The 23,342-nt window shown below is 68.0% G+C and carries 28 protein-coding genes; 14 read left to right on the plus strand and 14 right to left on the minus strand.

The window, feature by feature from the left end:
* Window positions 1–18: 18 nt before the first annotated feature.
* From IEV67_RS15545 to IEV67_RS15575, 7 genes are all read right to left on the minus strand, one after another.
* A complete protein-coding gene (locus IEV67_RS15545; RefSeq protein ID WP_188437478.1) occupies window positions 19–1,137 on the minus strand; it encodes an FAD-dependent oxidoreductase in 1,119 nt (372 codons plus the stop codon).
* Entirely contained in the window at window positions 1,124–1,840 is a 717-nt protein-coding gene (locus tag IEV67_RS15550) for a methyltransferase domain-containing protein (RefSeq protein ID WP_188437479.1), read from the minus strand. The genes IEV67_RS15545 and IEV67_RS15550 overlap by 14 nt, the downstream gene beginning before the upstream one ends.
* A complete protein-coding gene (locus tag IEV67_RS15555; RefSeq protein WP_229703190.1) occupies window positions 1,830–2,993 on the minus strand; it encodes a type III polyketide synthase in 1,164 nt (387 codons plus the stop codon). The genes IEV67_RS15550 and IEV67_RS15555 overlap by 11 nt, the downstream gene beginning before the upstream one ends.
* Before the next feature lie 48 nt (window positions 2,994–3,041).
* Window positions 3,042–3,659, minus strand: coding sequence for a CYTH domain-containing protein (locus IEV67_RS15560; RefSeq protein ID WP_188437480.1), 618 nt, complete (start codon window positions 3,657–3,659; stop codon window positions 3,042–3,044).
* A gap of 5 nt (window positions 3,660–3,664) precedes the next feature.
* Window positions 3,665–3,880 (minus strand): response regulator, encoded by a 216-nt coding sequence (locus IEV67_RS15565; protein WP_188437481.1) that lies wholly within the window; start codon window positions 3,878–3,880, stop codon window positions 3,665–3,667.
* A gap of 35 nt (window positions 3,881–3,915) precedes the next feature.
* Window positions 3,916–4,398 carry a prepilin peptidase gene (locus tag IEV67_RS15570; RefSeq protein WP_188437482.1) on the minus strand — a complete coding sequence of 161 codons (483 nt, stop codon included), beginning with the start codon at window positions 4,396–4,398 and terminating at the stop codon, window positions 3,916–3,918.
* A 79-nt stretch (window positions 4,399–4,477) separates the two neighbouring features.
* On the minus strand, window positions 4,478–4,768 hold the full coding sequence (locus IEV67_RS15575; RefSeq protein WP_188437483.1) for a DUF1905 domain-containing protein: 291 nt from the start codon (window positions 4,766–4,768) through the stop codon (window positions 4,478–4,480).
* A 93-nt stretch (window positions 4,769–4,861) separates the two neighbouring features.
* On the opposite strand from IEV67_RS15575, the gene imuA' reads away from it, so the two are divergent.
* The 5 genes from imuA' to IEV67_RS15600 are packed head-to-tail and all read left to right on the plus strand — an operon-like array spanning window position 4,862 to window position 11,968.
* Window positions 4,862–5,644: a DnaE2-dependent mutagenesis accessory factor ImuA' gene (imuA', locus tag IEV67_RS15580; RefSeq protein WP_188437484.1), complete on the plus strand. Its 783-nt coding sequence runs from the start codon at window positions 4,862–4,864 to the stop codon at window positions 5,642–5,644.
* The gene (locus IEV67_RS15585; protein ID WP_188437485.1) at window positions 5,641–7,194 is read left to right on the plus strand and encodes a DNA polymerase Y family protein; all 1,554 of its coding nucleotides are present in this window, start codon (window positions 5,641–5,643) and stop codon (window positions 7,192–7,194) included. Before imuA' ends, IEV67_RS15585 begins: the two co-directional genes overlap by 4 nt.
* A complete protein-coding gene (locus IEV67_RS15590) occupies window positions 7,194–10,679 on the plus strand; it encodes an error-prone DNA polymerase (RefSeq protein ID WP_188437486.1) in 3,486 nt (1,161 codons plus the stop codon). Before IEV67_RS15585 ends, IEV67_RS15590 begins: the two co-directional genes overlap by 1 nt.
* A gap of 46 nt (window positions 10,680–10,725) precedes the next feature.
* On the plus strand, window positions 10,726–11,544 hold the full coding sequence (locus IEV67_RS15595; protein ID WP_229703192.1) for an alpha/beta fold hydrolase: 819 nt from the start codon (window positions 10,726–10,728) through the stop codon (window positions 11,542–11,544).
* Complete coding sequence (locus tag IEV67_RS15600) at window positions 11,537–11,968, plus strand: GbsR/MarR family transcriptional regulator (protein WP_188437487.1); 432 nt, start codon at window positions 11,537–11,539, stop codon at window positions 11,966–11,968. Before IEV67_RS15595 ends, IEV67_RS15600 begins: the two co-directional genes overlap by 8 nt.
* A gap of 39 nt (window positions 11,969–12,007) precedes the next feature.
* On the opposite strand, the gene IEV67_RS15605 is transcribed toward IEV67_RS15600, so the two are convergent.
* Entirely contained in the window at window positions 12,008–12,388 is a 381-nt protein-coding gene (locus tag IEV67_RS15605; RefSeq protein ID WP_188437488.1) for a hypothetical protein, read from the minus strand.
* A gap of 124 nt (window positions 12,389–12,512) precedes the next feature.
* Here IEV67_RS15605 and IEV67_RS15610 point away from each other — a divergent pair, with 124 nt between their 5' ends.
* Both IEV67_RS15610 and IEV67_RS15615 read left to right on the plus strand, forming a co-directional pair.
* Window positions 12,513–13,157 (plus strand): DedA family protein, encoded by a 645-nt coding sequence (locus IEV67_RS15610; protein WP_188437489.1) that lies wholly within the window; start codon window positions 12,513–12,515, stop codon window positions 13,155–13,157.
* A 27-nt stretch (window positions 13,158–13,184) separates the two neighbouring features.
* Window positions 13,185–13,397 carry a KTSC domain-containing protein gene (locus tag IEV67_RS15615; RefSeq protein ID WP_188437490.1) on the plus strand — a complete coding sequence of 71 codons (213 nt, stop codon included), beginning with the start codon at window positions 13,185–13,187 and terminating at the stop codon, window positions 13,395–13,397.
* A 13-nt stretch (window positions 13,398–13,410) separates the two neighbouring features.
* Here the strand turns inward: IEV67_RS15615 and IEV67_RS15620 are convergent, their stop codons facing one another.
* A complete protein-coding gene (locus IEV67_RS15620; protein ID WP_188437491.1) occupies window positions 13,411–13,743 on the minus strand; it encodes a sugar ABC transporter ATPase in 333 nt (110 codons plus the stop codon).
* A 169-nt stretch (window positions 13,744–13,912) separates the two neighbouring features.
* On the opposite strand from IEV67_RS15620, the gene IEV67_RS15625 reads away from it, so the two are divergent.
* Window positions 13,913–14,611: an NADPH-dependent F420 reductase gene (locus IEV67_RS15625; RefSeq protein WP_229703194.1), complete on the plus strand. Its 699-nt coding sequence runs from the start codon at window positions 13,913–13,915 to the stop codon at window positions 14,609–14,611.
* Between the two features lie 5 nt (window positions 14,612–14,616).
* Here the strand turns inward: IEV67_RS15625 and IEV67_RS15630 are convergent, their stop codons facing one another.
* Complete coding sequence (locus IEV67_RS15630) at window positions 14,617–15,489, minus strand: Rieske (2Fe-2S) protein (RefSeq protein WP_188437492.1); 873 nt, start codon at window positions 15,487–15,489, stop codon at window positions 14,617–14,619.
* A 48-nt stretch (window positions 15,490–15,537) separates the two neighbouring features.
* Window positions 15,538–16,218: a histidine phosphatase family protein gene (locus tag IEV67_RS15635; RefSeq protein WP_188437493.1), complete on the minus strand. Its 681-nt coding sequence runs from the start codon at window positions 16,216–16,218 to the stop codon at window positions 15,538–15,540.
* A gap of 114 nt (window positions 16,219–16,332) precedes the next feature.
* Between IEV67_RS15635 and IEV67_RS15640 the strand changes: the two genes are divergently transcribed.
* From IEV67_RS15640 to IEV67_RS15660, 5 genes are all read left to right on the plus strand, one after another.
* Window positions 16,333–17,439: a serine hydrolase domain-containing protein gene (locus tag IEV67_RS15640; RefSeq protein WP_188437494.1), complete on the plus strand. Its 1,107-nt coding sequence runs from the start codon at window positions 16,333–16,335 to the stop codon at window positions 17,437–17,439.
* 103 nt (window positions 17,440–17,542) lie between these two features.
* Complete coding sequence (locus tag IEV67_RS15645) at window positions 17,543–18,205, plus strand: stage II sporulation protein M (protein ID WP_188437495.1); 663 nt, start codon at window positions 17,543–17,545, stop codon at window positions 18,203–18,205.
* A gap of 46 nt (window positions 18,206–18,251) precedes the next feature.
* Entirely contained in the window at window positions 18,252–18,638 is a 387-nt protein-coding gene (locus tag IEV67_RS15650) for an ArsR/SmtB family transcription factor (RefSeq protein ID WP_188437496.1), read from the plus strand.
* Window positions 18,639–18,640: 2 nt separating this feature from the next.
* Window positions 18,641–19,306 carry an SRPBCC domain-containing protein gene (locus IEV67_RS15655; protein ID WP_188437497.1) on the plus strand — a complete coding sequence of 222 codons (666 nt, stop codon included), beginning with the start codon at window positions 18,641–18,643 and terminating at the stop codon, window positions 19,304–19,306.
* Between the two features lie 94 nt (window positions 19,307–19,400).
* Window positions 19,401–20,291 (plus strand): alpha/beta fold hydrolase, encoded by an 891-nt coding sequence (locus IEV67_RS15660; protein ID WP_229703196.1) that lies wholly within the window; start codon window positions 19,401–19,403, stop codon window positions 20,289–20,291.
* Between the two features lie 17 nt (window positions 20,292–20,308).
* Here IEV67_RS15660 and IEV67_RS15665 read toward each other — a convergent pair whose 3' ends face one another.
* Together IEV67_RS15665 and IEV67_RS15670 are read right to left on the minus strand one after the other, a co-directional pair.
* Window positions 20,309–21,070 (minus strand): glycosyltransferase family 2 protein, encoded by a 762-nt coding sequence (locus IEV67_RS15665; RefSeq protein ID WP_188437499.1) that lies wholly within the window; start codon window positions 21,068–21,070, stop codon window positions 20,309–20,311.
* A gap of 7 nt (window positions 21,071–21,077) precedes the next feature.
* Complete coding sequence (locus tag IEV67_RS15670) at window positions 21,078–22,010, minus strand: DMT family transporter (protein ID WP_229703198.1); 933 nt, start codon at window positions 22,008–22,010, stop codon at window positions 21,078–21,080.
* A gap of 34 nt (window positions 22,011–22,044) precedes the next feature.
* Here IEV67_RS15670 and IEV67_RS15675 point away from each other — a divergent pair, with 34 nt between their 5' ends.
* On the plus strand, window positions 22,045–22,641 hold the full coding sequence (locus IEV67_RS15675; RefSeq protein ID WP_188437500.1) for a TetR/AcrR family transcriptional regulator: 597 nt from the start codon (window positions 22,045–22,047) through the stop codon (window positions 22,639–22,641).
* A gap of 23 nt (window positions 22,642–22,664) precedes the next feature.
* Here IEV67_RS15675 and IEV67_RS15680 read toward each other — a convergent pair whose 3' ends face one another.
* Complete coding sequence (locus tag IEV67_RS15680) at window positions 22,665–23,036, minus strand: hypothetical protein (protein WP_188437501.1); 372 nt, start codon at window positions 23,034–23,036, stop codon at window positions 22,665–22,667.
* Window positions 23,037–23,342 lie beyond the last annotated feature (306 nt).

Here is a 23,342-nt window from a genome sequence, read left to right on the forward strand (position 1 = left end):
TCACGAGGCGACGGCCGCTCATAGGCCGCGCATCGTGATCAGATCAGCCGCGCCGCTGCGCAGCGGCGGCAAGCCGAGCGCCCTGATCACCGTGTTGCGAACCCCCAGACCGACGCCATGCGCGGGGCGCCCCATCGTCATGTAGAACGATGAACGTCGCTGAGCCCGCGCGGCGGAACGCAGCACGCGTCGTTCGTATGCGCTGAAGTCGGGGGCCGCCCCGCGCAGCGACATCTCGATGGCTGCGGCGAGTTGTCGTGCACCGTTCCAGCCGAGGTTCATGCCCTGCCCTCCGATCGGACTGGTCTCATGCAGGGCATCGCCGACGAGCACCACGCGGCCCACGGCCGCGTGCATCGCCCTATGCTGCTGCGCTCGAAACGCCGTGGGCACGATCTCCGTCGTCTGATCGAGTCGGATGCCGGTGCGCTCCTCGATCGCCTGCGCGAAGGCGGCTCCATCGTGCAGTCGGTCCTGCGGATCCGCCACGACCCACCGCCTCCTCCCCTCCGGCAGCGGGAAGGACTCCACGATTCCGCCCGGCTCGCAGTACAGGTGCACTCTCGTGCTCGGCTCCTCATCGGCAATATCCGTCATCGAGTACGACCCGCTTCCTGACCGTTCACGCCAACGGATGCCCAGGCGGCGACGGATCGCGCTGCGCACTCCATCCGCCGCGACGACGATGGACGCGGTGACCTCACGGACCACCCCACCGGCTTCGACATCCAGGCGCACCACGTCCCCCTCATCGAGGACATCGCGTACGACGTGGCCGAGGTGCACAGCATCCGTTCGCAACTCCGCGAGCCGTTTGACGAGCAGCGCATGCGTGCGGTGCTGCGGAAGGATCAGCACCTGCTGGCGCGTCGTGAACGAGACCGAGGCGAGCACTCGACCGCCGCAGAGAACGTCGCCCCCGTCCAGCGCCAGCGCCTGACGTCTGGCGTCCTCACCCACACCCACCGCGTCGAGGGCCGCTCGGCCCGGTGGATGGATGCCGATCGCCCGGGAGCGGTCATCTCCTGCCTCCCGTCGCTCGTACACGGCGACATCGATCCCGTCCTGCGCCAGCAGGCACGCCAGCAGCAGGCCGACGGGGCCCCCGCCCACGATCGCGACGTCATGATCCGGCATCTGCCACCTCGTACCGCAGCTCGATCCGCGCGGGAAGAGCGGTCCGCACCCGCCATCCGCTGGGGACGACGGCGGAGAGCTCGGCGGGCGTGTAGGCGCGCCGGATGCTGGTGAGCCCGTCCGCGCGGATGAAGGAGCCGGCGAGCAGATTCCTCGCGAACGGCAGCGTGCCGACCGCGAAGCCCAGGTATGCGAACCGGCTGCGTGCGATGTCGCGATGCATGACGAGACCGCCGGCCGAGGTGAGTGCGACGGAGTCCCGCAGCACCGCAGACAACTCCTCGCCGCTCAGATGGTGCAGCAGGTGGTTGGAGATCACGATGTCGAAGGTCTCGCCGGCATCCACGAGCTCACTCGTGTACGCGCACCGGTACTGCACTCCGCCGCCGCGGCCGCGTGCCCACCCGATGGCTCGCGCGTCGGCATCCAGCGCCGTGACCTCGACCGCCAGCCCGTCTCTGCGCGACCAGTCGGCGAGCGCCCGCGACACATCCCCGCCCCCGGCGCCGACGTCGAGGATCCGGATCGGCCGCTTTCGCGCCAGGGGACGGATGTCCTGTCGGTACACGGCTCTCCACCGCGACACGACCGCATTGATCAGTGGGAAGCGCTCGTAGGTGCGCTCGAGCATCCGAAGGTCCGCATCCGGATCGTCCATCAGCTCACGGGCATCGACAGCACGCGCCGAGAGATCAGCTCTCATGACTCCCCGGTGCGACGACGGTCATCAGCGCGCATTCGGCCGTGAGCCCCGGCCCGAATGCCATCGCCGCGACACGTTCCCCGTTCTGCGCCCCCTCGTCCAGGATCCGACGCATGACGAACAGCACCGTCGCGCTGGACATGTTGCCGTACTCCCGCAGCACTTCTCTGGCCGGCACCATCTGCGCATCTGAGAGGAGAAGCTTCTCCTGCACCCGATCCACGATGCTGCGTCCGCCGGGATGGATCGCCCAGTGCGCGATGCGCTCGCCGATCGAGTCGTTCTCGAATGCCTCGGCCAACGGCCCCTCCGGCGCGTACAGCGGCCTGAGTGCATCGTGGATGTGATCGCCGATGAGCTGCGGGACAGCCGTCGACAGGACCATCTCGAATCCGTGGTCGCCGATCGTCCACGCCATGTCCTCTTTGCCCTCCGGGATGATGCCCGTGTGGAATCGATCGAGCGCGAGACCAGCCACCGCGGAGTCGAAGGTCCGAGACGTGACGAGTCCGGCCGCCGCGCCGTCCGCGAACAGCGAGGTCGCGACGATCATGTCCGGGTCATCGGTGGAGCGCAGGTGCAGCGTGCAGAGTTCGACGCTGACCACCAGCACCACGGCATCCGGATCTCCCGCGCAGAACTCGCTCGCCGCTCGCAGCGCGGGCATCGAGGCGTAGCAGCCCATGAAGCCGAAATGCTGACGGCGCACGCCGTCTCGCAGTCCGAGCGCACGGACGATCTCGTAGTCGGGACCGGGTGCATAGAACCCCGTGCACGAGACGGTGATGACGTGGGTGACATCGGCGGCGGTGATGTCGGGGTCGGCATCGAGCGTGCGTCTGGCCGCCTCGACGAACAGCCGCCCCGCCTCGCGGATGTACACCTCGTTGCGCGCCTTCGTGCCCGGCTCAAGCAGGAGGCCGGTGTCTCGGTCGAAGAACTGCGGCTCGGCGATGTCAGCGGTGAAGGACAGCTCCTCCAACACGGTATGCCGGGTGTCGATACCGGATCCGTTGAACGATGCCGAGACGATGCGCTTGGCGAGGCGGCTGAGCTCCGGCTGCGCGGCGAAGACGTCTCGCACCTGCTCCTGCTCCAGCACCGTCTCCGGCACGATCGTCTGGATGGAGCGCAGCAGAGCAGATGGCGTCATATGTGTCACTCAAGCACGACACGGCCTTCTCAGGGAAGGGGGTTGCTCTCAGACGCCGAGTGCGCGAGCGAGCTTGGATCCGGATGCCGCGTGCCTGCCGCCGGCGGCGAAGACGGCGGCCTCGACCGCGGTGAAGAACGCCTCACGTCCTGCGGCGTCCGCGGGTGCGGCAGGGCCGAGTTCCATCTCCCATTCGCGCCATTCGCGCTCGATTCCCGAACGGAGATCCGTGGCGCGTACGTGATCGTCGACGAACTCCGCGACGACGCCGGCCGGTCCCGTCAGCAGATACGCCGTGCGGTCGTTGCGGATGCGAGCGAGCGGGGTGAGCTGGCCGGTCGTCCATCGCGAGACCGCGGTGGTCACGGCATCCGGCACGCTATCGGACTCGCCCAGCGGCCAGCCGAGTTCGAGACGTCCGTCGCCCTCGCGCGGACCCTTGATGTGCCAGCCCTCGTCCGGCCCACCGGTGCGGCGGCGCAGCGCCACTCCGGAGCGCGACAGGGCGGCGTCCACCGTGTCGAAGTAGCGGGCATCGAGGGCTCGATGCTCGCCGGAGGTCACGGCGTCCACACCGGGGACAGCATCCCAGGCCGGCAGGGGCGTCGCGGTGTCGACGTCGTACTTGCGCTCGACCTCGACTGTGCGAGAGGGCTCAGTCGTCACTGCTTTCAGTCGTCACTGGGCGTGATGTCGTCGCTGGACTCGACGAACCAGAATCCCACCTCTGTCGGCCCGTCGCTCGCGCCGGTGTTGGCGGCTGCGGCGCCTCGCCGGTAGATGACCTGGGTCGCGCCGTACGGTGCGATCAGTCTGTCCTGCTCGATGTCTTCGAGAGGAAGGATCTGCCCGTCGAGCGGGCCGTCGTGAAGTCGTGCGATTGCCATGTGCTCACCATAGTCCTGAGTGCACGACCTGGTGCTCAAGCCACGACGACACCGAGCACCGCGCCGACGATCATCCAGGGGCCGAAAGCGATGCGAGTGGAGCGGTTCGCCCGGCGCAGCGCCATGAGGGCGAGGGCGTAGAGCGCACCGAGAACGAAGGCGGATGCCGCGCCGACGGCGAGCGCCTGCCACCCGTGCCAGCCCAGCACCAGGCCGATCACGGCGGCGAGCTTCACGTCTCCTCCGCCGATGCCGCCTCTGCTCGTGGCGCGCAGCACGGCGTATATGCCGCCCAGCACCAGCATGCCGATCACCGCACCGATCAGCGGGCCGCTGCGGCCCGTCACGAGGACGTCGATCCCCACCAGCGCCAGCAGCGCTGCGAGCGTCGGCAGCACGATCCGGTTGGGCAGCCGGTGTGTGCGCACGTCGATCACGAGCAGCCAGATACCGATGCCGACCAGCCCGATGTGCACGAGTACGACGACCACGTCGTACGGCGTCACTGCGGAAGGCATGCTCGAAGGCTACGAGAACGGTGGATGCCGTGGGTGGGGCCTGTGGATAACCCGCGTCCCTGCAGTGCGGTGTGACGCTTCAGAGATCGATGATGTCGAGATCGACGGTGAGCATGTCGCCCTCTTCGATGCCCTGCGCATCGCGGATCGCCTTCTTCAGCGGCAGCACGAAGGCGTTGTCGCTGAAGAAGATCGAGGTCCGCCAGATGGAGGCGCCGATCCTGGCCTGCACGCGAAGCGAACCGAAGCCTCGCTTCGGCGCGGGCAGTTCACGAAGCTCCAGCGAGAGCTCCTCGGGCAGGGTCGCGAAGTACCACGCCTCCGTGCGCTTGTCCCAGCGCGTGACCGGACTCTCGAACTCGATCTGCATGCGTCAACGCTATCCCTTAGTCGATTGTCGGATGTGCGAATTAGCATGAGAGCCTCACTTGCTTTATTCGTATATAAGTTCGAGGATGGATGCATGGGCACAGCACTCTTCGCCCCCTCCGCTCTCCCCCGCGAGGGCGACGACTCTCGCGAGAGCACGGCCTCCCGCGCGCAGGAGGTGCACCGCCTGCGCGGCGAGATCGCCCGCATGCAGCGGCGGCGCAGCGATGTGCCCTTCCTCCCCCTCGATCCTGCCCTGGAGGGTCTCCTGCCCGATCCTGGCCTGCGGGTCGGCTCCTCCTACTCCCTCTCCCCTTCGCCGAGTCTTCTGGGTGCTCTGCTCGCCGCTCCTTCGCAGAAGGGGTCGTGGTGCGCGATCATCGGCATGCCCACGATCGGCGTCGAGGCGATGGCCGGCTTCGGCGTCGAGCTGGAGCGTCTCGTCCTCGTGCCGGATCCCGGTCCGCGTTGGCTCACGGTCGCCACTGCGCTCTCCGAGGTGATCCCTCTCATCGCGGTGCATCCGCGCAGCAGGGTCGCCGATGCCGACATCGCCCGGCTGAACGCGCGCCTGCGTGATCGCGGCTGCACACTGCTGGTCACGGCGCCCTGGCCACAGAGCGAGGCGACGATCCGCGTGGAGGAGACCGAGTGGCACGGCCTGGGGGCCGGCTGGGGGCTCCTCGCCGATCGCACCGTGACTCTGCGTGCATCGGGGCGGCGGCATGAGGCTCCGAGTCGGGTGCGGGTGCGGATGCCCACTTCCCTCGGCCGTGTGGATGCCGCGCCGGCACCCCTGCGTCCGGTGGCGCCGCTGCCGATGCCCGCCCCTCAGACGGTCAATGCCGAATCCGACCGGTGGGCGGTGGCCGGATGAGCATGCCCCCTCGTCATCTCGTGCTGTGGCTGCCGGACTGGCCGGTGCGCGCGGCGCTCGGAGCACCGCCCGCAGACGAGCCGGTCGCCGTCGTGCAGGCGAACATCGTGATCGCGTGCTCGGCATCAGCCAGGGCGCAGGGTGTGCGGCGCGGCCAGCGTCGCCGACTCGCGCAGACCCGCTCCCCTGCGCTGCGTCTCATCCCCGCCGACCCCCGTCGCGATGAGCGGGCCTTCCTGCCCGTGCTGCGGCTGCTGGAAGAGCTGGTGCCCGGCGTCCAGCCGCTGCGCCCTGGCCTTGCCGCGCTGCGTGCCCGTGGAGCGGCCCGTTACTACGGCGGAGAGGAGCAGGCGGCTCTGCGCCTCATCGAAGCCCTCGCCGAGCATGACCACCCAGGCACCCGTGCAGCCATCGCAGACGGGCTCTTCACCGCCGAGCAGGCTGCACGCCTGGCGGCACCGGCCCTCATCGTCGCGCCAGGCGGCTCGCAGGAGTTCCTCGCCCCTCTCCCCGTGCAGGCGCTGGGAGACGAAGAGATCACAGCGCTGCTCGAACGGTTGGGCATCCGCACCCTTGCGGAGTTCGCCGCCCTTGCCGAGAACGACATCCGTGACCGGCTGGGCGAACGCGGAGCACGGCTGCACGCCCTGGCTTCCGGTGCCGATTCCAGGCCACTGGTGCCGCAGCATCCCGAGCCCGAACTCGCCCGAGAGGTCGTCTTCGAGACGCCCCTCGAGCAGGCAGATCAGGTGGCGTTCGCAGTGCGGCAGACGGCGGATGCCGTCACCGCAGCTCTCGCCGAGCTCTCGCAGGTGTGCACCGAGGTGCGGATCGACCTGACCGATGATGACGGAGCGATCTCGTCACGGATGTGGCTGCATCCCACGTCCTTCGAGGCGAGCGATCTGGTCGATCGGGTGCGATGGCAGCTGGAGTCGCTCTCCACCCCAGCGAAATCCGACTCTGCAGGATCCGACCCTGCAAAATCCGATCGCGCACCGGCCGGCATCGCCGAGGTGCGGATCGTGCCGACCAGGGTCGATGACAGCGCCCATCACCAGCCCGGCCTCTTCGGGCAGGGGCCGCAGCAGCGGCTGCACCACGCCGTCTCTCGCGTACAGGCGATGCTGGGACATCGCGGCGTGGTCACCCCCGTCGTCGTCGGCGGGCGTCGCCTGTCCGATCGGCAGCTGCTCCAGCCGTGGGGCGACAAGGTGCCGCCGGAGCGCGATGCCGCCCTGCCCTGGCCGGGCAGCCTGCCTCCGCCGTATCCGTCCGAGGTGTTCAACCCGCCGTTGCCGGCACGGGTGACCGCGGCAGACGGCACGCCGCCGCGGGTGGACGAGCGTGGCACGCTCTCCGCCGCCCCCGCATGGATCGAAGAGACGGCGGTATCGAGCTGGGCGGGCCCATGGCCGCTGCGCGAGCGCACCTGGGACAAGGATCAAGCCCGCCTCGCGCAGCGCCTTCAGATCGTCGACGAGTCGCAGCGCGCCTGGCTGGTGCTCTGGGAAGACGACTCCTGGTGGGTCGAAGGACGGTACCGCTGATGGGCTGGCACAACCCTCCGCTGACGTGGAAGGAGCTCGAGCAGACCCTCAGCGGGCGCGCGCCGTCTGAGCCGGCCGACCCTCGACCACGGCCGGATCCGGGGCCGATCAGCCGTCGACGGGTCACGTCACCTCCGCCGACGGTAGAGCCGCCCGAAGACGCTGTCCCCTACGCCGAGCTGCACGCCCACACGTCGTATTCGTTCCTCGACGGTGCCTCATCCGCCGAGGATCTGCTCGCCGAGGCGACGCGGCTCGGACTCACGGCTCTCGCGATCACCGACCACGACGGCTTCTACGGCGCCGCCAGGTTCGCCGAGGTCGCTGATCTGATGAATACCAGGGCGCAGGCCGAAGGGCAGCGCGGAGCGCAGAACCAGCTGCAGACCGTCTTCGGCGCCGAGCTGTCGCTCGGACTCCCCGCTCCGCAGGGCGGCGTTCCCGACCCGATGGGCGAGCATCTGCTCGTCCTGGCGCGCGGGCTCGAGGGATATCACCGTCTCTCCGGAGCGATCACGAGGGCGCAGCTGCGCGGCGGCGAGAAGGGGCGCCCGGTCTACGACCTCGATGACCTGGCGGCGAGCGCGGACGGGAACTGGACGATCCTCACCGGATGCCGCAAGGGCGGCGTGCGCCAGGGGCTCGCGGCCGGCGATGCCGCGACGCCGCTGCGCCGCCTCGTCGACCTGTTCGGCGGGGACAGCATCGCCGTCGAGCTCTTCGACCACGGCGATCCGCAGGACTCGCGCCGCAACGACGCCCTCGCCGATCTCGCCGCCACCCATCGCCTCCCCGTGGTGGCGACGAACAACGTGCACTACGCGAGCCCCGAGCGCGCGGGGCTCGCCGAGGCCATGGCCGCGGTGCGGGCGGTGCGCAGCATGGACGACCTGGACGGCTGGCTGCCCTCTCACGGCGCAGCGCATCTGCGCAGCGGCGCGGAGATGACCGCACGGTTCCAGCGCTACCCTGGCGCGATCTCACACGGACTCCTCATCGCCGAGGAGTCCGCCTTCCCGCTGCGCCGCGCCCGCCCTGATCTGCCGAGGCAAAAGGTGCCTGAAGGCCACACCCCGATGAGCTGGCTGCGCCGGCTGGTGTGGGATGCCGTACCCGCCAGGTATCCCCGCCTCGACGACGACGGGCGAGCCAGGATCGAGCGCGAACTGAACGTGATCGAGGAGAAGGACTTCCCCGGCTACTTCCTGATCGTGCACAGCATCGTCACCGAAGCGAAGCACCGCGGCATCCTGTGCCAGGGTCGCGGCTCTGCGGCGGCGAGCGCCGTCTGCTATCTGCTGGGCATCACCGCCGTCGACCCGATCCTCTACGGACTGCCGTTCGAGCGTTTCCTCGCCAGCACCCGCACGGAAGAGCCCGACATCGATGTGGACTTCGACTCCGGGCGGCGCGAGGAGATCATCCAGTGGGTCTACGAGCAGTACGGGCGCGAACGCGCGGCGCAGGTGGCGAACGTCATCCAGTACCGTCCGAAGAACGCCGTGCGCGACATGGCGCGGGCGCTCGGCTACTCCCCCGGCCAGCAGGATGCCTGGTCGCGTCAGGTCGACGGCTGGGGCGCCGATCTCATGCCGGTGGACGGCCATGACATCCCCGAGACGGTGCTGGAGTACGCCGGCGAGGTGCTGAAGGCACCGCGGCATCTCGGCATCCACTCCGGCGGAATGGTGCTCACCGCACGTCCGGTAGGAGAGGTCGTACCCGTCGAGCACGCTCGGATGGAGAATCGCACGGTCATCCAGTGGGACAAGGACGACGCCGCCTGGATGGGGCTGGTGAAGTTCGATCTGCTGGGGCTGGGCATGCTCGCAGCCCTGCAGAACTGCTTCGAGCTCATCGCCGCCGCCACCGGGGAGAGCTGGACGCTGGAGACCATCCCCAAGGAGGAGCCGGCGGTCTACGACATGCTTTGCCGTGCCGATTCGATCGGGGTGTTCCAGGTGGAATCGCGTGCGCAGATCGGGCTGCTCCCCCGGCTGCAGCCCCGCTGCTTCTACGATCTCGCCATCCAGATCGCCCTCATCCGCCCCGGCCCCATCCAGGGCGGTGCCGTGCACCCGTTCGTCCGGCGCAAGATGGAGAAGGACCGCATCGATGAGGAGAATCGTCAGCGAGCAGCCCGCGGCGAGGCTCCGACGCCCCCGATGGAGATCCCCTACCCGCATCGTGTCCTGAAGCCGGCACTGGAGCGCACCCTGGGCATCCCCATCTTCCAGGAGCAGCTCATCCAGATGGCCACGACGATCGGCGACTGCACGGCCGACGAGGCCGACACCCTCCGGCGTGCCATGGGATCCAAGCGCGGCCTGGAGCGGATCGACAGCATCCGCGACAAGCTGTACGCCGGCATGACGCGGCACGGTCTTTCCGACGAGCAGTCCGATCGCATCTACGAGCAGATCCAGGCGTTCTCGAACTTCGGCTTCGCCGAGTCGCACTCACTGTCGTTCGCGCTGCTCGTCTACGCCAGTTCCTGGCTGAAGCTGCACTACCCCGCCGCCTTCCTCGCCGGACTCCTGCGCTCGCAGCCGATGGGCTTCTACTCGGCGTCGACACTCACCGCCGATGCCAGACGGCACGGCGTGGAGGTGCGCCGGCCGGACCTGCACGCTTCGGCTGCCACCGACTCCCTGGAGCTCCTGACGGATTCCCCCGCGCCGACCGGCCTGGACTCCTGCCGCACGTACGAGCAGCCGGCTGCGCCTCGTTTCGACAGGGACGCACCGGATGAGTCGGAAGCGCACCGTCGTGACGGCGCCTTCGCCGTGCGTCTGGGACTGAGTGAGGTGCGCGGGATCGGCAAGCCGATGGCCGAGCGCATCGTCGCCGAACGCGATGCGAACGGTCACTATCGCGATCTGCACGATCTGGTGCGGCGCACGGATGCCACATCCGCTCAGCTGGAGGCACTGGCCACGGCGGGCGCCTTCGAGTGCCTCGGGCTGAAACGACGCGAGGCGATCTGGCTCGCAGGTGCCGCCGCCGAGGATCGCGCCCGCTTCCTGCCTGGCACGACCGTGTCCGTGCAGCCCCCGCTGTTCACCGACCAGACGAGCTACGAGCAGCTGTCCGCCGATCTCTCCGCCACCGGCGTCTCCACGGACGACCACCCGATGGCGCATTTCCGCTCCGCTCTGGGCGAGCGGGGAGTGCTCACCGCCGCGCAGCTGCGCGAACACGAGGTCGGCCGGCGCATCGAGGTCGCCGGTCTCGTCACCCACCGGCAGCGTCCGGCGACGGCAGCAGGGGTCACGTTCCTCAACCTCGAGGACGAGCACGGTCTCGTCAACGTGGTCTGCTCGACCGGAGTCTGGAACCGCTATCGACGGGTCGCCAGGGACTCACCGGCGCTGATCGTACGGGGAATGCTGGAGCGCTCCCCCGAGGGCGTCATCAACGTGCTGGCAGATGGATTCCAGGATCTGCGCACCGGTATCGAACATCGATCCCGCGACTTCCGCTGAGTCCGCGTCTCAGCGGCCCAACGACTGCGTCTGCTATTTTCAGAAAATGGTGAAATTAGATCGGATGCTGTCTCAGCCCGGCTGCGACCTGCGATTCTCTGACAGCGGAGGAGGCGGCCACGCCGTCGTCTTCACGCACGGCGCCGGTGTCGATCATGCGATGTTCGACGCTCAGGCGCACGCAGCACGGGAGGCCGGCTTCCGCGTCATCTACGGGGATCTGCGTGGGCACGGCGCATCCGCCCTCCATGACGGACTCCGCTTCCACGCCGCAGATGCCATTGACGACCTTGTCTCGCTCGTCACGCATCTCGAGCTGGAGCGTCCGACACTGGTCGGTCATTCCCTCGGCGGCAACCTGTCGCAGACCGTCGTCAAGCGCCATCCCGATCTCGCGGGCGGACTCATCGTCATCGACTCCACTTGGAACGCCGGCCCGCTGACGAGGATGGAACGCTTCGGTCTGCGGGTGGCCGCACCGCTTCTCGCGATGATTCCCGCCACTCGACTCCCCGATCTCATGGCGAAGGCCTCCGCGACGACCCCCGTCGGCATCGCCTACGCCCGCGACTGCTTCGCACGGATGACGAAACCGGTGTTCCTCGACGTGTGGCGCGCCACACTCTCCCTGGTCGACCCAGACCCCGGCGCGCGAACGCCCGTGCCGCTCACACTCATCCGCGGCGCGGAGGATCGCACGGGGAACATCCGCACGGCGATGCCGCGATGGGCGAGGACCGAGAGCATCGCTGAGCACGTCATCCCCGCGGCCGGCCACATCTCACCGCTGGATGCGCCGGATGAGGTCACCGCCGTGCTCCTGCAGGCTCTCGCCGCCCAGCAGAGGAGTGCAGAACATGGATGACGAACGCCGGAGATTCATCGACATGGTGGGAGATCTCCTCTCGTCCTGGAATCTCTCCCGCGCCACCGGCCGCGTGTACGGCTATCTGCTCGTGTGCGCGGAGCCGGCGTCGTCGGAGCAGATTCGGGCCGCATTGTCGCTGAGCACCGGTGCGGTGAGTGCGTCCATCCGCGAACTCGCCTCGTGGGGACTCGCGCGGACCATCCCGCAATCGGGCAGCAGGCGGCTCCTCGTCGAAGCTTCGGGCGGGTTCGAACAACTGCTCGCCGCAAGTCACGAGCGGGCGCGCGCGTTCGTGCGCACTCTGCGCGCCGGCGAGGACGTGGTCGAGGGCGATCACGCCGTCGCGCGCCTGCGCGATGTCACCGATCTCTTCGAGGCGTACGTCGACTCAGGAGATCGGATGCTGCGCGAGCGCACCTGAGCGTCGCCGGCGTCCGTGGCCACCAGAAGCCGTGGTGGCTCACCAGAAGCGCGGCGGCTCCGGTTCAGGGACGGTGTCGCCTCCACCCCAGCGGAGCGCCTCGACGCTCGCGGCGCCGGCGGCAGCATCCGCCCCGCGCAACGCGACGTCGGCCTCCGCCGAGCCGGGTCCGGTCGGGTCGACGAGAAGCATCGTCTTCACCCCGACCCTCGACCGAGCGATCACGCATTCGATGACCCTGCCGGTCCAGGTCGAGGCATCCGATGTCGGGTGCCCTTCCTGTCGGTAGCGCACTCGGGTCTCCAGATCGGTCAACTCGACCACCGCGCGCGACCCGCTGTCGTCGACCCGCTCGACCACCTCGATGCGATGCCCGTGGGGAATCGGTGCCGCCACCGCGATCGTGATCGTCCTGTCCATGGCTCCAGCCTATGAACTTCCGGCCGGTGGGCAAGAGCAATATCACGCATGCCATTCCTTCCAGACGATGAACATCCCGTGACTCAGCGGAGATCCTCAGGCACCGCCTCCTAGCCTGGAGAGCATGGATGCCGGAGCCGAGAACCTGAACGCGATCGCCGCATGGGCGGTCACCCTCATGGAGACTCTCGGTGGTCTCGGCGCAGGGCTCGCCATCGCCCTCGAGAATCTGTTCCCGCCGCTGCCGAGCGAGGTGATTCTGCCGCTCGCGGGTTTCGCCGCAGCGCAGGGCACACTGGGTCTCGTCGAGGTGCTGATCTGGACCACGGCGGGTTCGGTCGTCGGCGCGCTCGCCCTGTACGGCATCGGCGCATGGCTCGGCCGGCGTCGCATGTACGCGATCGTCGAGCGGATGCCGCTGATCAAGACAGCGGATGTCGAACGCACGGAGGCGTGGTTCGGTCGACACGGATCGAAGGCCGTCTTCTTCGGCCGCATGATCCCGATCTTCCGCAGCCTGATCTCGATACCTGCGGGCATCGAGCGGATGCCGTTGCTGCGGTTCACGCTGCTCACGACCGCGGGCAGCGCGATCTGGAACACGATCTTCGTCCTCGCCGGATACTTCCTCGGCGCGAACTGGCACATCGTCGAGGACTACGCCGGCGTGTTCCAGAAGGTCGTCATCGCCGTCGTCGTGGTGGCTGTCGCGGTGTGGATCACCATGCGGGTCCGGCAGTTGCGACGGAACAGGCTCGCTGTCGACTGACGCGCCGCGGCGGCTTAGGCTTCCTCCATGAGACGCCTCGGCGTGGAATCTTCAGCCATCCGGTCGGTCGGATACGACGCCGGCCTTGCCACCCTGGAGATCGAGTTCACCAGCGGCGACGTCTACCGCTATCACGCGGTACCTCCGTCAGTGCACCGCGCGCTGATGGATGCCGAGAGCAAGGGCCGCTATTTCGTGGCGCACATTCGTGACGTGTACCCGACCGTCCGTGTGGCGTGAGGCCCCGAGGCGTTCACGCGTCCTCCGGCGCGAGATCGCCCTCACCTTCGTCACCCAGGTCGGCGATCACAGGGTCTTCGCCCTGAGACTCCGGTTGCGAGTTCGACCCGTGCAGGTCTTCCGCGGGGATCTCGTCATCCGCCGCAGAGATCTCGTCGGGATCGCGCCCGGTCGCCGTCGCCATGTCAACGTCTTCCGACGCGCCTTCGTCGAGGGCCTCGGTCCGGTCCCATTCGGCCTGAGCCGGGTCGTCTGCGGAATCTTCCGGTGCCGTGGCGTCGCGATCGCGCAGCGGCTGCATGTTGTCAGGATCGTCGGTGGATCCCCCGTTCGGTGTCGATGGCATGTCAACTCCTTCATCCGGGAAGCAAGCGATGCGCCGATCCCGCTGCGATCAGTCTCCCCGCCCCGGCGAGAGGCGCTCAAGGGGTTGAAGATGTGGGGACCGAGAGTTACAGTCGCGCCCCCAGCCTCCGGGAGAGGGGGCCTCGCATCGAGGGCCGTACGATGACAACGTGGAGAGCGATGCGCGCAGAATCCGGACCGTCGGCATCATCGGCGCCGGTCGCCTCGGTACTGTACTCGCCCGGCTCGCGGCATCCGCCGGCTATCACGTCATCGTCGCAGGCTCCGGCGCTCCCGCTCTCATCGCTCCGGCGATGAGAGCGATCGGCGCGACCGCAGGGACGATCCCTATGGTCGCCGCCGAGGCGGATGCCGTGATCCTGGCACTGCCTCTCGGCCGGTATCGGATGCTGCCGGCGGAGCCGCTGGACGGGACCCTGGTGATAGACGCCATGAACTACTGGTGGGGCTCCGACGGCATCCGCGACGATCTGAATGATCCGCGCACGTCGACCAGCGAACTCGTACAGACGCACCTCGCCGGCGCGCACGTCGTCAAGGCACTGAGCCACATGGGCTACCAGGACCTCGAAGATGAAGCGCGCCCTGCCGGGAGCGCCGGCCGCAAGGCGATCGCGATCGCAGGCGACGATGCGGCGGATGTCTCGCTCGTCGCGGCTCTCGTGAACGACCTCGGGTTCGACCCGGTGATGGCCGGGCCGCTTTCGGCGGGCATCATGCTGGAACCAGGGGCCGAAGCGTTCGGAGCCGACGTCGACGAAACGCAACTGCGGGAGATGCTCGAACGCTTCCCGACCTCGCAGCGCGGCATCATCGTCGCGCGAGCGCGCGGCGAGCTGCCACTCTGACCTGTTCAGCCGGCGTCCGGTGAACGCAGCAGGATGCGCCCGTCGTCCACGCTGACGGCCCAGATCGGCTCCGGCACACTCGCGGGTCCGCGTTCGATGCCACCGTCCTCGAGACGGAAACGACTGCCGTGCCACGGGCACGTGACGCAGCCGTCCGCATCCACAGTTCCTTCATCCAGCGGACCGCCCGCGTGGGTGCACACCGCAGAGATCGCGCGCAGCCGGCCTGCCTGTCGAGTGAGCAGCACCGGCACACCATCGACGACGACCCGCGTGAGAGTGCCGTCGAGGATCTCGCTGTCGGAGGCGACGTCCGTCCAGGATGACTTCTGCCTCTGGAACGCCGTGCGATTGACGCCGATGCCGCGCACGAAGGACAGATGACCGCCGAGATACGCCGAGGACAGCGTGAAACCGAGACCGAGTGCACTGAGGACGATGCCCACGCGGCGGTGACCGCTGCGACGGGCGAGCCACGATCCCGCCTGCAGCGTCGAGGCGGACGCATTCATGAGCGCGTGGACGAACCCGACCCGCTTGTCGGCGCCCCGGGTGCTCGACCAGTCCGATGCGCCGGACACCGCTGCCGGGGCGGAGACGATGATGCCGAGTCCGACGAGGCGTCGTGCGGCGTCGGCACTCTGTTCCCCACCTGTGAGGTCGAGTGCGACGGCGGCTCCCCACGCGCCGATCGGAAGGTCGGTCAGAACGGGGTGCAGTTGGTGGCCGAGCCACGACCCCGACAGCGCGTTCTTGATCCACGTGGGATGCGTCACGGCATCCACCCAGCCGCTGACGGTGTTCGCCGAAGCGTCCAGCGACTTCGTCCGACCGATACTGCGGATGACTGAGTTCGTCAGGCTTGTCGAATCGCTCATCGGTGCCACTCCTCACGACCATGGCGGCGCTCTGCCGGTCGTTTCTGTCTACTCCGGGGATGCACCCGGGTCAACGGCTTGAAGTTGTGCTCGGGGCACGTGGGATACGGGTGGCACATTGATTCCGAGGATGCGCGCGCGTCCCGGCCAGCCCGACTCGCCCTTGTAGGGGAAGTCGAGCTCGAGCAACGCCGAGTTGTCGAGCGCGGGGAAGATGTCGCGATACCAGTCCGGGTCGAGTCCGACCAGCTCGCAGAGCAGGAGGCGCATCAACGTGGCGTGCCCGACCACGAGCACTCGGCCGTCGGGGAACTCGGCTGCGAGTTCATCGAGTACCGGCATGGCACGTGCGATACCGGCACGTCCGGCTTCTCCGCCAGGGAACGGATGCTGCGCCGGCTGCCGCTCGAACCCGGCCCAGTCTTCGGGAAATGCCGCCGCGAGTTCTGCCGGCGACATGCCCTCGCCACGTCCGAAGTCGATCTCCACCAGACGCGGGTCGATGCGCAGCGGCAGTCCTGACGCTTCTGCGGCGGGTTCCGCCGTCAGCCGAGCCCGGCTCAGAGGCGAGGCGATTATCGCGGCAAGGCCTGCGGTGCTCGCCCACGTCGCGAGCCCGGCCGCCTGCGCGATCGCGTCGGGCACGAGAGCCACGTCGGACGAGCCTGCGTAACGATGCTCGGCATGCCACTCGGTCTCGCCATGTCGGGCGAAGTACAGCGTCGTCATATGCGCTCCGATCGGTTTCTCCGATCGTAGGTGCAAGGCTCTGACTCCGGGCGCGCATGCCCACGTGAGGCAGGGCTATTCTTGGCCGCACGCCGTCCGATCAAGGAGCACTCCGTGTCCGATGCCCTGCACGATCTCCTCACCCGTCACGTCGAAGCCGGCACGATTCCCGGAGCGGTCGGCACGATCGGAGAGGGATTCGAGCCGGTCGCTGTCGGCCTCGACGCCCCTGGAGGGTCGCCGTTGCGGGCCGACGCGATCTTGCGCATCCAGTCGATGACGAAGGCGGTCACCGCAGTCGCTGCGCTGCGTCTGGTGCAGGACGGCACGATCGCGCTGGACGATCCGATCGCGACGTGGATGCCGGAACTGGCCGAGCCGCGGGTGCTCCCCCACCCAGACGCTCCCCTCGAGGACGCGAGACCTGCGCGCCGGCCGATCACGGTGCACCATCTGCTCACCAACCAGTCGGGTTACGGCATGATGACCACCGATTCTCCGTTGCGGCAGGCGATGATCGACGCAGGAGTCGAAGCCGACGCCGAGCCGGTGGGTCTCGGTGCGCAGGACTGGCTCGGTGCGCTCGCGGCGCTGCCGCTCGCGTTCGAGCCCGGCGAAGCCTGGCGCTACCACCATTCGTTCGGCATCCTGGGCATCCTGCTCGGCCGCGTGACCGACCGGAGCGCTCGGGAGGTTCTGGATGCCACGGTGTTCGCGCCCGCAGGGATGCGGGACACCGGATTCATGGTGCCCGCGGATCATGCACATCGGCTGCCTCCGGCTTTCAGACACGCGGCGGAGGGACTCGAGCAGACGGAGCCCGCCGGTGCGGGCTTCTACGTCGCGCCGGCGCCGTTCGACGTGAGTCACGCGGAGCTGGTGTCGACTCTTTCGGACTATCACGCGTTCCTCCGGGCGCTGCTCGACGGTCGATTGATCGACGCCGACCTGCGGGCGAGCCTGAGCGGCGACCAGGTGGATGCTGCGGCCAAGAGGCCGGACAGCTTCTTCCCCGGCTTCTGGGAGAACACCGGCTGGGGCTACGGTGTCTCCGTCGTCACAGGCGGACCGCGCCGCGGCCGGTTCGGCTGGTCGGGCGGCCTCGGCACTGATTTCTTCGTGGATCCCGACGGCACGATCTGCATCGTCATGACGCAGGTCGAGATGGGCGAAAGCGTGTTCGGCTTGATCGGCGAGCTGCAGGAGCTGCGCGAAGGCTAGGGTGCTGGCCATCACCTCCGTTGGAGCCACGGTGACGTCTGTCATGCCTCCCGATGACACCACGACACTTCACGAAGGGTGGAACCTGAAGTGCGATGGGAGCATGACAACCGAATCTGCTCACGTGAAGCGCCCGCCGCACGTCTCGCTCTGGCGTCGTCCCTTCCGGATCATCCGCGACAACAGGCGCACGTACCTGATCATCAACGTGGCCGCGTACGGCCTCGCCCTCATCGGGTTCGTCATCGGAATCCTCTTCCCCGACCTCAACGCGGCACAGGCCGCGGGGCTGGAAGAGGACGGCACCGGTGAGCTGGTGCGCTGGCTGGTGAACGTTCCCCCGCTGTTCGCGCTCACGATTCTGGGCGTGAACGTCTTCCGTCTCAGTCTGCTCACCATCGTGCTGCCGTCGCTCATCGTGCCCTTCGCGGGCCTCGCGCTCTTCGGATACTGGGCGGTCGAGACCGGCATCACCCTCGTCCCGGCATCCGCCGAGGGATGGGTGGCTCTCATCCCCCACTCGCTGACGTTCGTCATCGAGCTCCAGGCCTACATCCTGCTCCTCCTCGGCGCCTACCTGCTGGGCAAGTACTGGCTGTTCCCCCGCACCATCGGTGCGAAGAACCGTCGTCAGGGCTATCTCCGAGGCCTGCAGCGGATCGGTCTGCTCGCGCTGCCCGCGCTGGCGCTGCTCATCGTCGGTGCGATCTGGGAGGCGTACTCGCTGCGTTACTTCGTATACCCGCTAAGTCAGTTGCTCCTGTAGTTGCATTTGCCTTGACTTATATAAGTACAAGCGCAAATATGGATCTATGCACGCGTTCGATGTTCTGAGTGATCCGGTCCGGCGACGGATTCTCGAGCTTCTCGTCGATGGCGAAGAGGCGGCAGGTCGCATCTCCACTGTCATCGAGCAGGAGTTCGGCATCTCCCAGCCGGCCGTCTCCCAGCATCTGCGGGTGCTGCGGGAACAGGGATTCGCAACGGTCCGACCCGTGGGCGCCAGGCGACTGTATGCGGTCGACCCGCAAGGGCTCCAGCAGGTGAGCGAGTGGCTGAGTCCGTTCGAGCGCTTCTGGAGCGGCCCGCTTGCCGCATTGGGCACGGAACTCGCCCGCGGCAGACGGACACGCAGGATGAGGGCCGAAGATCCCGCGCCCGAAGAGGTATCGCTTTCACAACCGCAAGAGAAGGAGTGACCATGGTCGACGTCAACGAGCAGATCGACGCGGTGAATCGCGCACTGCGCACGGACGAGGTGGATGGAGCGCTTTCGCGCATCCAGACGATCGCTCAGGACTATCCCGCCGGCATCGACGATGTGTGGGATGCCGCGACGAACGCCGAACGCATCGCACGCTGGTTCATGCCGGTCTCCGGCGCCCTCCGCGTCGGCGGCCGGTACCAGCTGACCGGGAATGCGAGCGGGGAGATCCTCTCCTGCACGCCGCCGGCCGATGGCGGCGCCGAGCACCGCGCGACGTGGGAGTTCGCGGGCGGCGTCTCTTGGATCAGGGTCCGGCTGACCGCCCTCGGTTCCGAGCAGACGCGTTTCGAACTCGAGCACACCGCTCGCGTCGCGGATGTGCCGGCGGAGATGTGGGACACCTTCGGACCCGGCGCCACCGGTGTGGGCTGGGACCAGAGCCTGCTCGGCCTCGCGTTGCACCTCGGCGCGCAGGACGGCCGCATCTCTCCGGAAGAAGCCGAGCAATGGGCGCTCTCCAACGAAGGCAAGGCATTCAGCCGTGCGGCCTCTGATCGATGGGCCGACGCGAACGTGGCGGCGGGCGCAGATCGCGAGACGGCGATCCGCATGGCCGATGCGACGTATGGCTTCTACACGGGGCAGATGCCCGATCAGTGATCGGCATCGAGTCGATGAGCCCGCTGCGCGTGAGATGCGGACCCAGCCGGCTCAGATCCTTCTGCGCGATCGCCGTGAAGAGTACCTTGTGAGCGTGTCGACAGATTCGAGGAGCGAGCGCACGTCGGTCCCCCCGGCCGTGCTCGATGCTGCGCTCCGCGACGTCGAGTGGACGACACCGCCGGCCGGATCGACGGTGTCACGGTTCCGCGCCCCCAGCGGCGAGTTGGCGGTGGTGTCGTTGGGCGACCCGGGGCAGCCGCGCGTCGTACTGGTGCCGGGCGCGACGGGCTCCAAGGAGGATTTCGCGCTGATGCTGCCGATCCTCGCGCACGCTGGCTACTTCGTGCAGTCGTTCGACCTGGCCGGTCAGTATCAGTCCCATACGGCAGGCGCCGATTCGACGTACACGTACCAGCTCTTCGTCGACGATCTGATCGCCTTCCTCGAGTCGGGCGGGCCGGCGCACCTTCTGGGCTATTCGTTCGCCGGAACGATCGCTCAGCTCGTGGCGGTCCACCGCCCTGACCTTCTCCTCTCCCTCGCGCTCCTGACCACGCCCCCTGGTGCCGGCAACGTCTTCGCCACGATGCGATGGCTGGGCCCCCTCGCACCGATAGCCAGTGCGCGCCGCGGTGCCGCACTCATGGTGTGGGGCATCATGACGAACAAGAACCGCGTCCCGCCTCGACGGCTCGCTTTCGTTCGGTCGCGATTCGCTCTCACGAGTCGACGCAGCGTCGAGGAGATCGTCGGATTGATGATGGCCTCTCCGGATCTGCGCAGCCGCGTTCGGGATCTGCCTCTGGCGAAGCTCGTCGCCGCCGGTTCGCGCGACCTGTGGCCGCTCTCGGCGCACGAACGGTTCGCGCACGACGTCGGGGCGGAGTTCCGCGCCTACGCGACAGGACACAGCCCCAGCGAGACCACTCCGCATCAGCTCAGCGCCGACCTGCTCGATCTGTACGCCAGAGCCGGCCGCTGAGTCACCGGGCCGACGAATCACCGGGCCGAGGGCGACCCGGCGCGTGCGCGGCGACGGGCCTGTCGCCGCCGAAGCGGCGCCTGCTGCGGCAGGTGAAGCCTCACGGTGGGCAGCACGAAGCTGAGCCGCCTTCGCAGGGACGCCCAGTCCTGGAACGGTCTCGCCGACACGTCGACGACGATGCCTCGGTCGCGCAGCACGGTCATGCCAGGGCGCACGTGGAACGACAGATCGAAGTCGTCGTGGATGTTCTGCTCATCCCGATGAACCTCTCCGCTCAGCATCCGCCAGACGTCGGTTCGCATCGCCATGTTCGATCCGAACAGCGGTGCATGCCCGAGGAACGGCGTGAGCACGGCATACATGCCGCCGATGTAGAGGTGCTCCCCCATCCACCGCACCAAGGGAGTCGACCCGTAGAAGCGCGGGTCGCCCGTGAGGAAGTCGAGTCCGGGGTGATTCTGGAACCTCTGCACGATCCTCTCGATCCAGTCCGGGCCGGGGCGGGAATCGGCATCGAGACGCGCGATGATGTCTCCCGATACCGAGTCGTAGCCGGCCGACGCGGCCTGCGGTATCCCAGGGACGGGCTCGAGCACGACTCGGGCTCCGTACCGCTGCGCGACAGCCGCGGTGTCGTCGGTACTGCCGTTGTCGACCACGATGATCTCGTCCGCTCGGCGGGTCTGCTCACCGAGGGCCTGGAGGCACTCCTCCAGCAGGCACGCATCGTTGCGCACCGGTATGACCACGGAGACGGAGAAGAGGTCGGTCGTCATCGTCTTCCTATTGTGCGCGTCCGGCCGTCGCGACGGGCGATTCCGTGGCGCGCGCCTCGCTCGCCAGCACCGCGGCCACCCCTGCACCGCAGAGTGCGAACCCGAGCAGGGTCACAATCGTGAGCGGCTCGCCGAAAAGCAGCGCTCCTGCTGCCGCTGTCGTCGGAGCGACGAGGAAGAGGAGGGCGTTCAGCGCGGTGATGCCGATCCGCCGCAGCAGCCACCAGTACAGGCCATACGCGACGAGCGCCGGGAAGACGGCAGCGAATCCGGATGCGAGCCAGAATGAGGCGGATGCCGGTGGCACCAGCGCACCGAAGATCGCGGCGACCGGCACGAGGATCACGGCGGTGACGGTCACGTGGATGGTCAGCGTGACGAGTGTTCCCGTCCGCGGGTCGGAACGTCGCTGGAGGAAGGTGCCGATGATCAGACAGGCCATCGCGAGCACCGGCCAGAGATAAGCGGCCGGGTGTGCGGTGGAGTCGTCGAGTTGGGAGCGCACGACCAGGAGGACCCCGGCAGCGCCGACGAGCAGTCCCGCCCATTGCATCCCCCTGACTCGCAGCCCCAGCAACGGGCCGACGAGCATCGCGACCACGAGCGGCTGAACGGCGTCGATCAGCGCCGTGGTGCCGGTGGCGACGCCTTCCGCGATGGCTGCGTACACCGCGGTGCAGTAGCCGAACTGCGCGAAGAGGCCGACGAGCGCCTGGTGCCGTACGTCCGCGCGCGTCACACGTCTGCCGGCGCCCGTGAAAGCGACGACTAAGAGCAGCACCCCCGCGAGTGGGACGAACCGCCACACGAGCAGTGTCAAGGGCGACACGTCGACGGTGGCGATCGCCGGCACGAGGAATCCGGAGCTCCAGCTCAGGACGAAGGCCGCACCTGCCACCACGGTCACTCCGGCGCTGACTATACCGACCTGTTTACTCATGTGTTCGACTATACAGATTGGTATAGTCGATGTCATGGCCGTCTCAGTTCCCGAACTCGCTCCACTCACCCCGGGCGCCACCCGCGTGCTCGATGCCGCCTCGCGGCTGTTCTACGAGCACGGCATCCACGCCATCGGCGTCGACACGATCGCCGAAGCCGCCGGCGTCACGAAGAAGACGCTCTACGACAGGTTCGGCTCGAAGGAGGCACTGGTCGTCTCGTACCTGCAGCACAGGGATGCGCGCTGGCGCGCGCACGTCGCCGACCATCTCGCACGCGTGCCAGACGCGGGAACGGCTCGGATCCTCGCCGTGTTCGACGCGGCGATCAGCTGGTCGGACGAGAACAGCCCGAAGGGATGCAGCGCGATCAACGCGCGCGCCGAGATCGGCGACGGACACGACGGACACCCCGTGTTCCCCGAGGTCTCCCGACAGAAGGCGTGGTTGTTCGAGCTGTTCGAAGAGCTGTGCCGCGAGGCCGGCGCCTCAGACCCGGAGTCGACGGCGCAGGCCATGATGCTGCTCTACGAAGGGGCGATCGTCACGGTCGGCATGGAGACGTTCGCGCAGCCCTTCGGGGTCGCCCGGCGCCTGGCGGGCCGGATGCTGGATCAGGAGCTTGCCTGACCTCTTGATCCCCCGATGCGACGTCAGCCGCAGAAGGCCGAGGTCGATTCCTTGAGCTGATCGATCGCCTCGATCGTCTCCGGGGCCTGCAGGTCGGTCATCCCGCCGATCTGCTGCGCACCCGAGCTGATGAGGTCGCCGAGCTGTCCGTCGACATCCGCCGCCAGCGTGTCCAATGTCGTGACGAGCTCGTCGCGAGCGGCGTCGACCTGCTCCGCGGAAGCCCCGCCCTGATCGAGCAGCGTCTGATACTGCGCGTAGGCGTCGTCGATCGTCGTACAGGTCGCTTCGACGTCGACGCCCAGGGCATCACCGGCGACCTGTGCCACTTGCGAGCATCCCGCCAGGAGGATGCCGGCAGCGAGAACGAGGGGAACGATGACGAAGCGACGCATGCTTCGAGGGTAACGACCCGACCTGTGGGGAGACCCGCCGCTGGAGGCGTATTCCACTGTGAGTGCGTCAGACGGCCGGCGAAGCCGTGTCTCGATATGTTGTAGGACGAATCCATCGGGTGAGGAGAAGACATGGTCGAGGTCGAACGCGGAAGCGGATGGACGCGGTACTGGAATCACGGGAACTGGTGGAAAGCGCTGATACTCGTGGCCGTCTACTGGGGCGTGTACCAACTCGTCAGTCTGGGCACCTCGACGCTCTTCGGCCCATTCATCGACGCCGACAACGTGCTGTCGAGCCCGCTC

Origin of the sequence: Microbacterium murale (genome assembly GCF_014635185.1) — a bacterium.
In the GTDB taxonomy this organism is placed as follows: Bacteria; Actinomycetota; Actinomycetes; order Actinomycetales; family Microbacteriaceae; genus Microbacterium; species Microbacterium murale.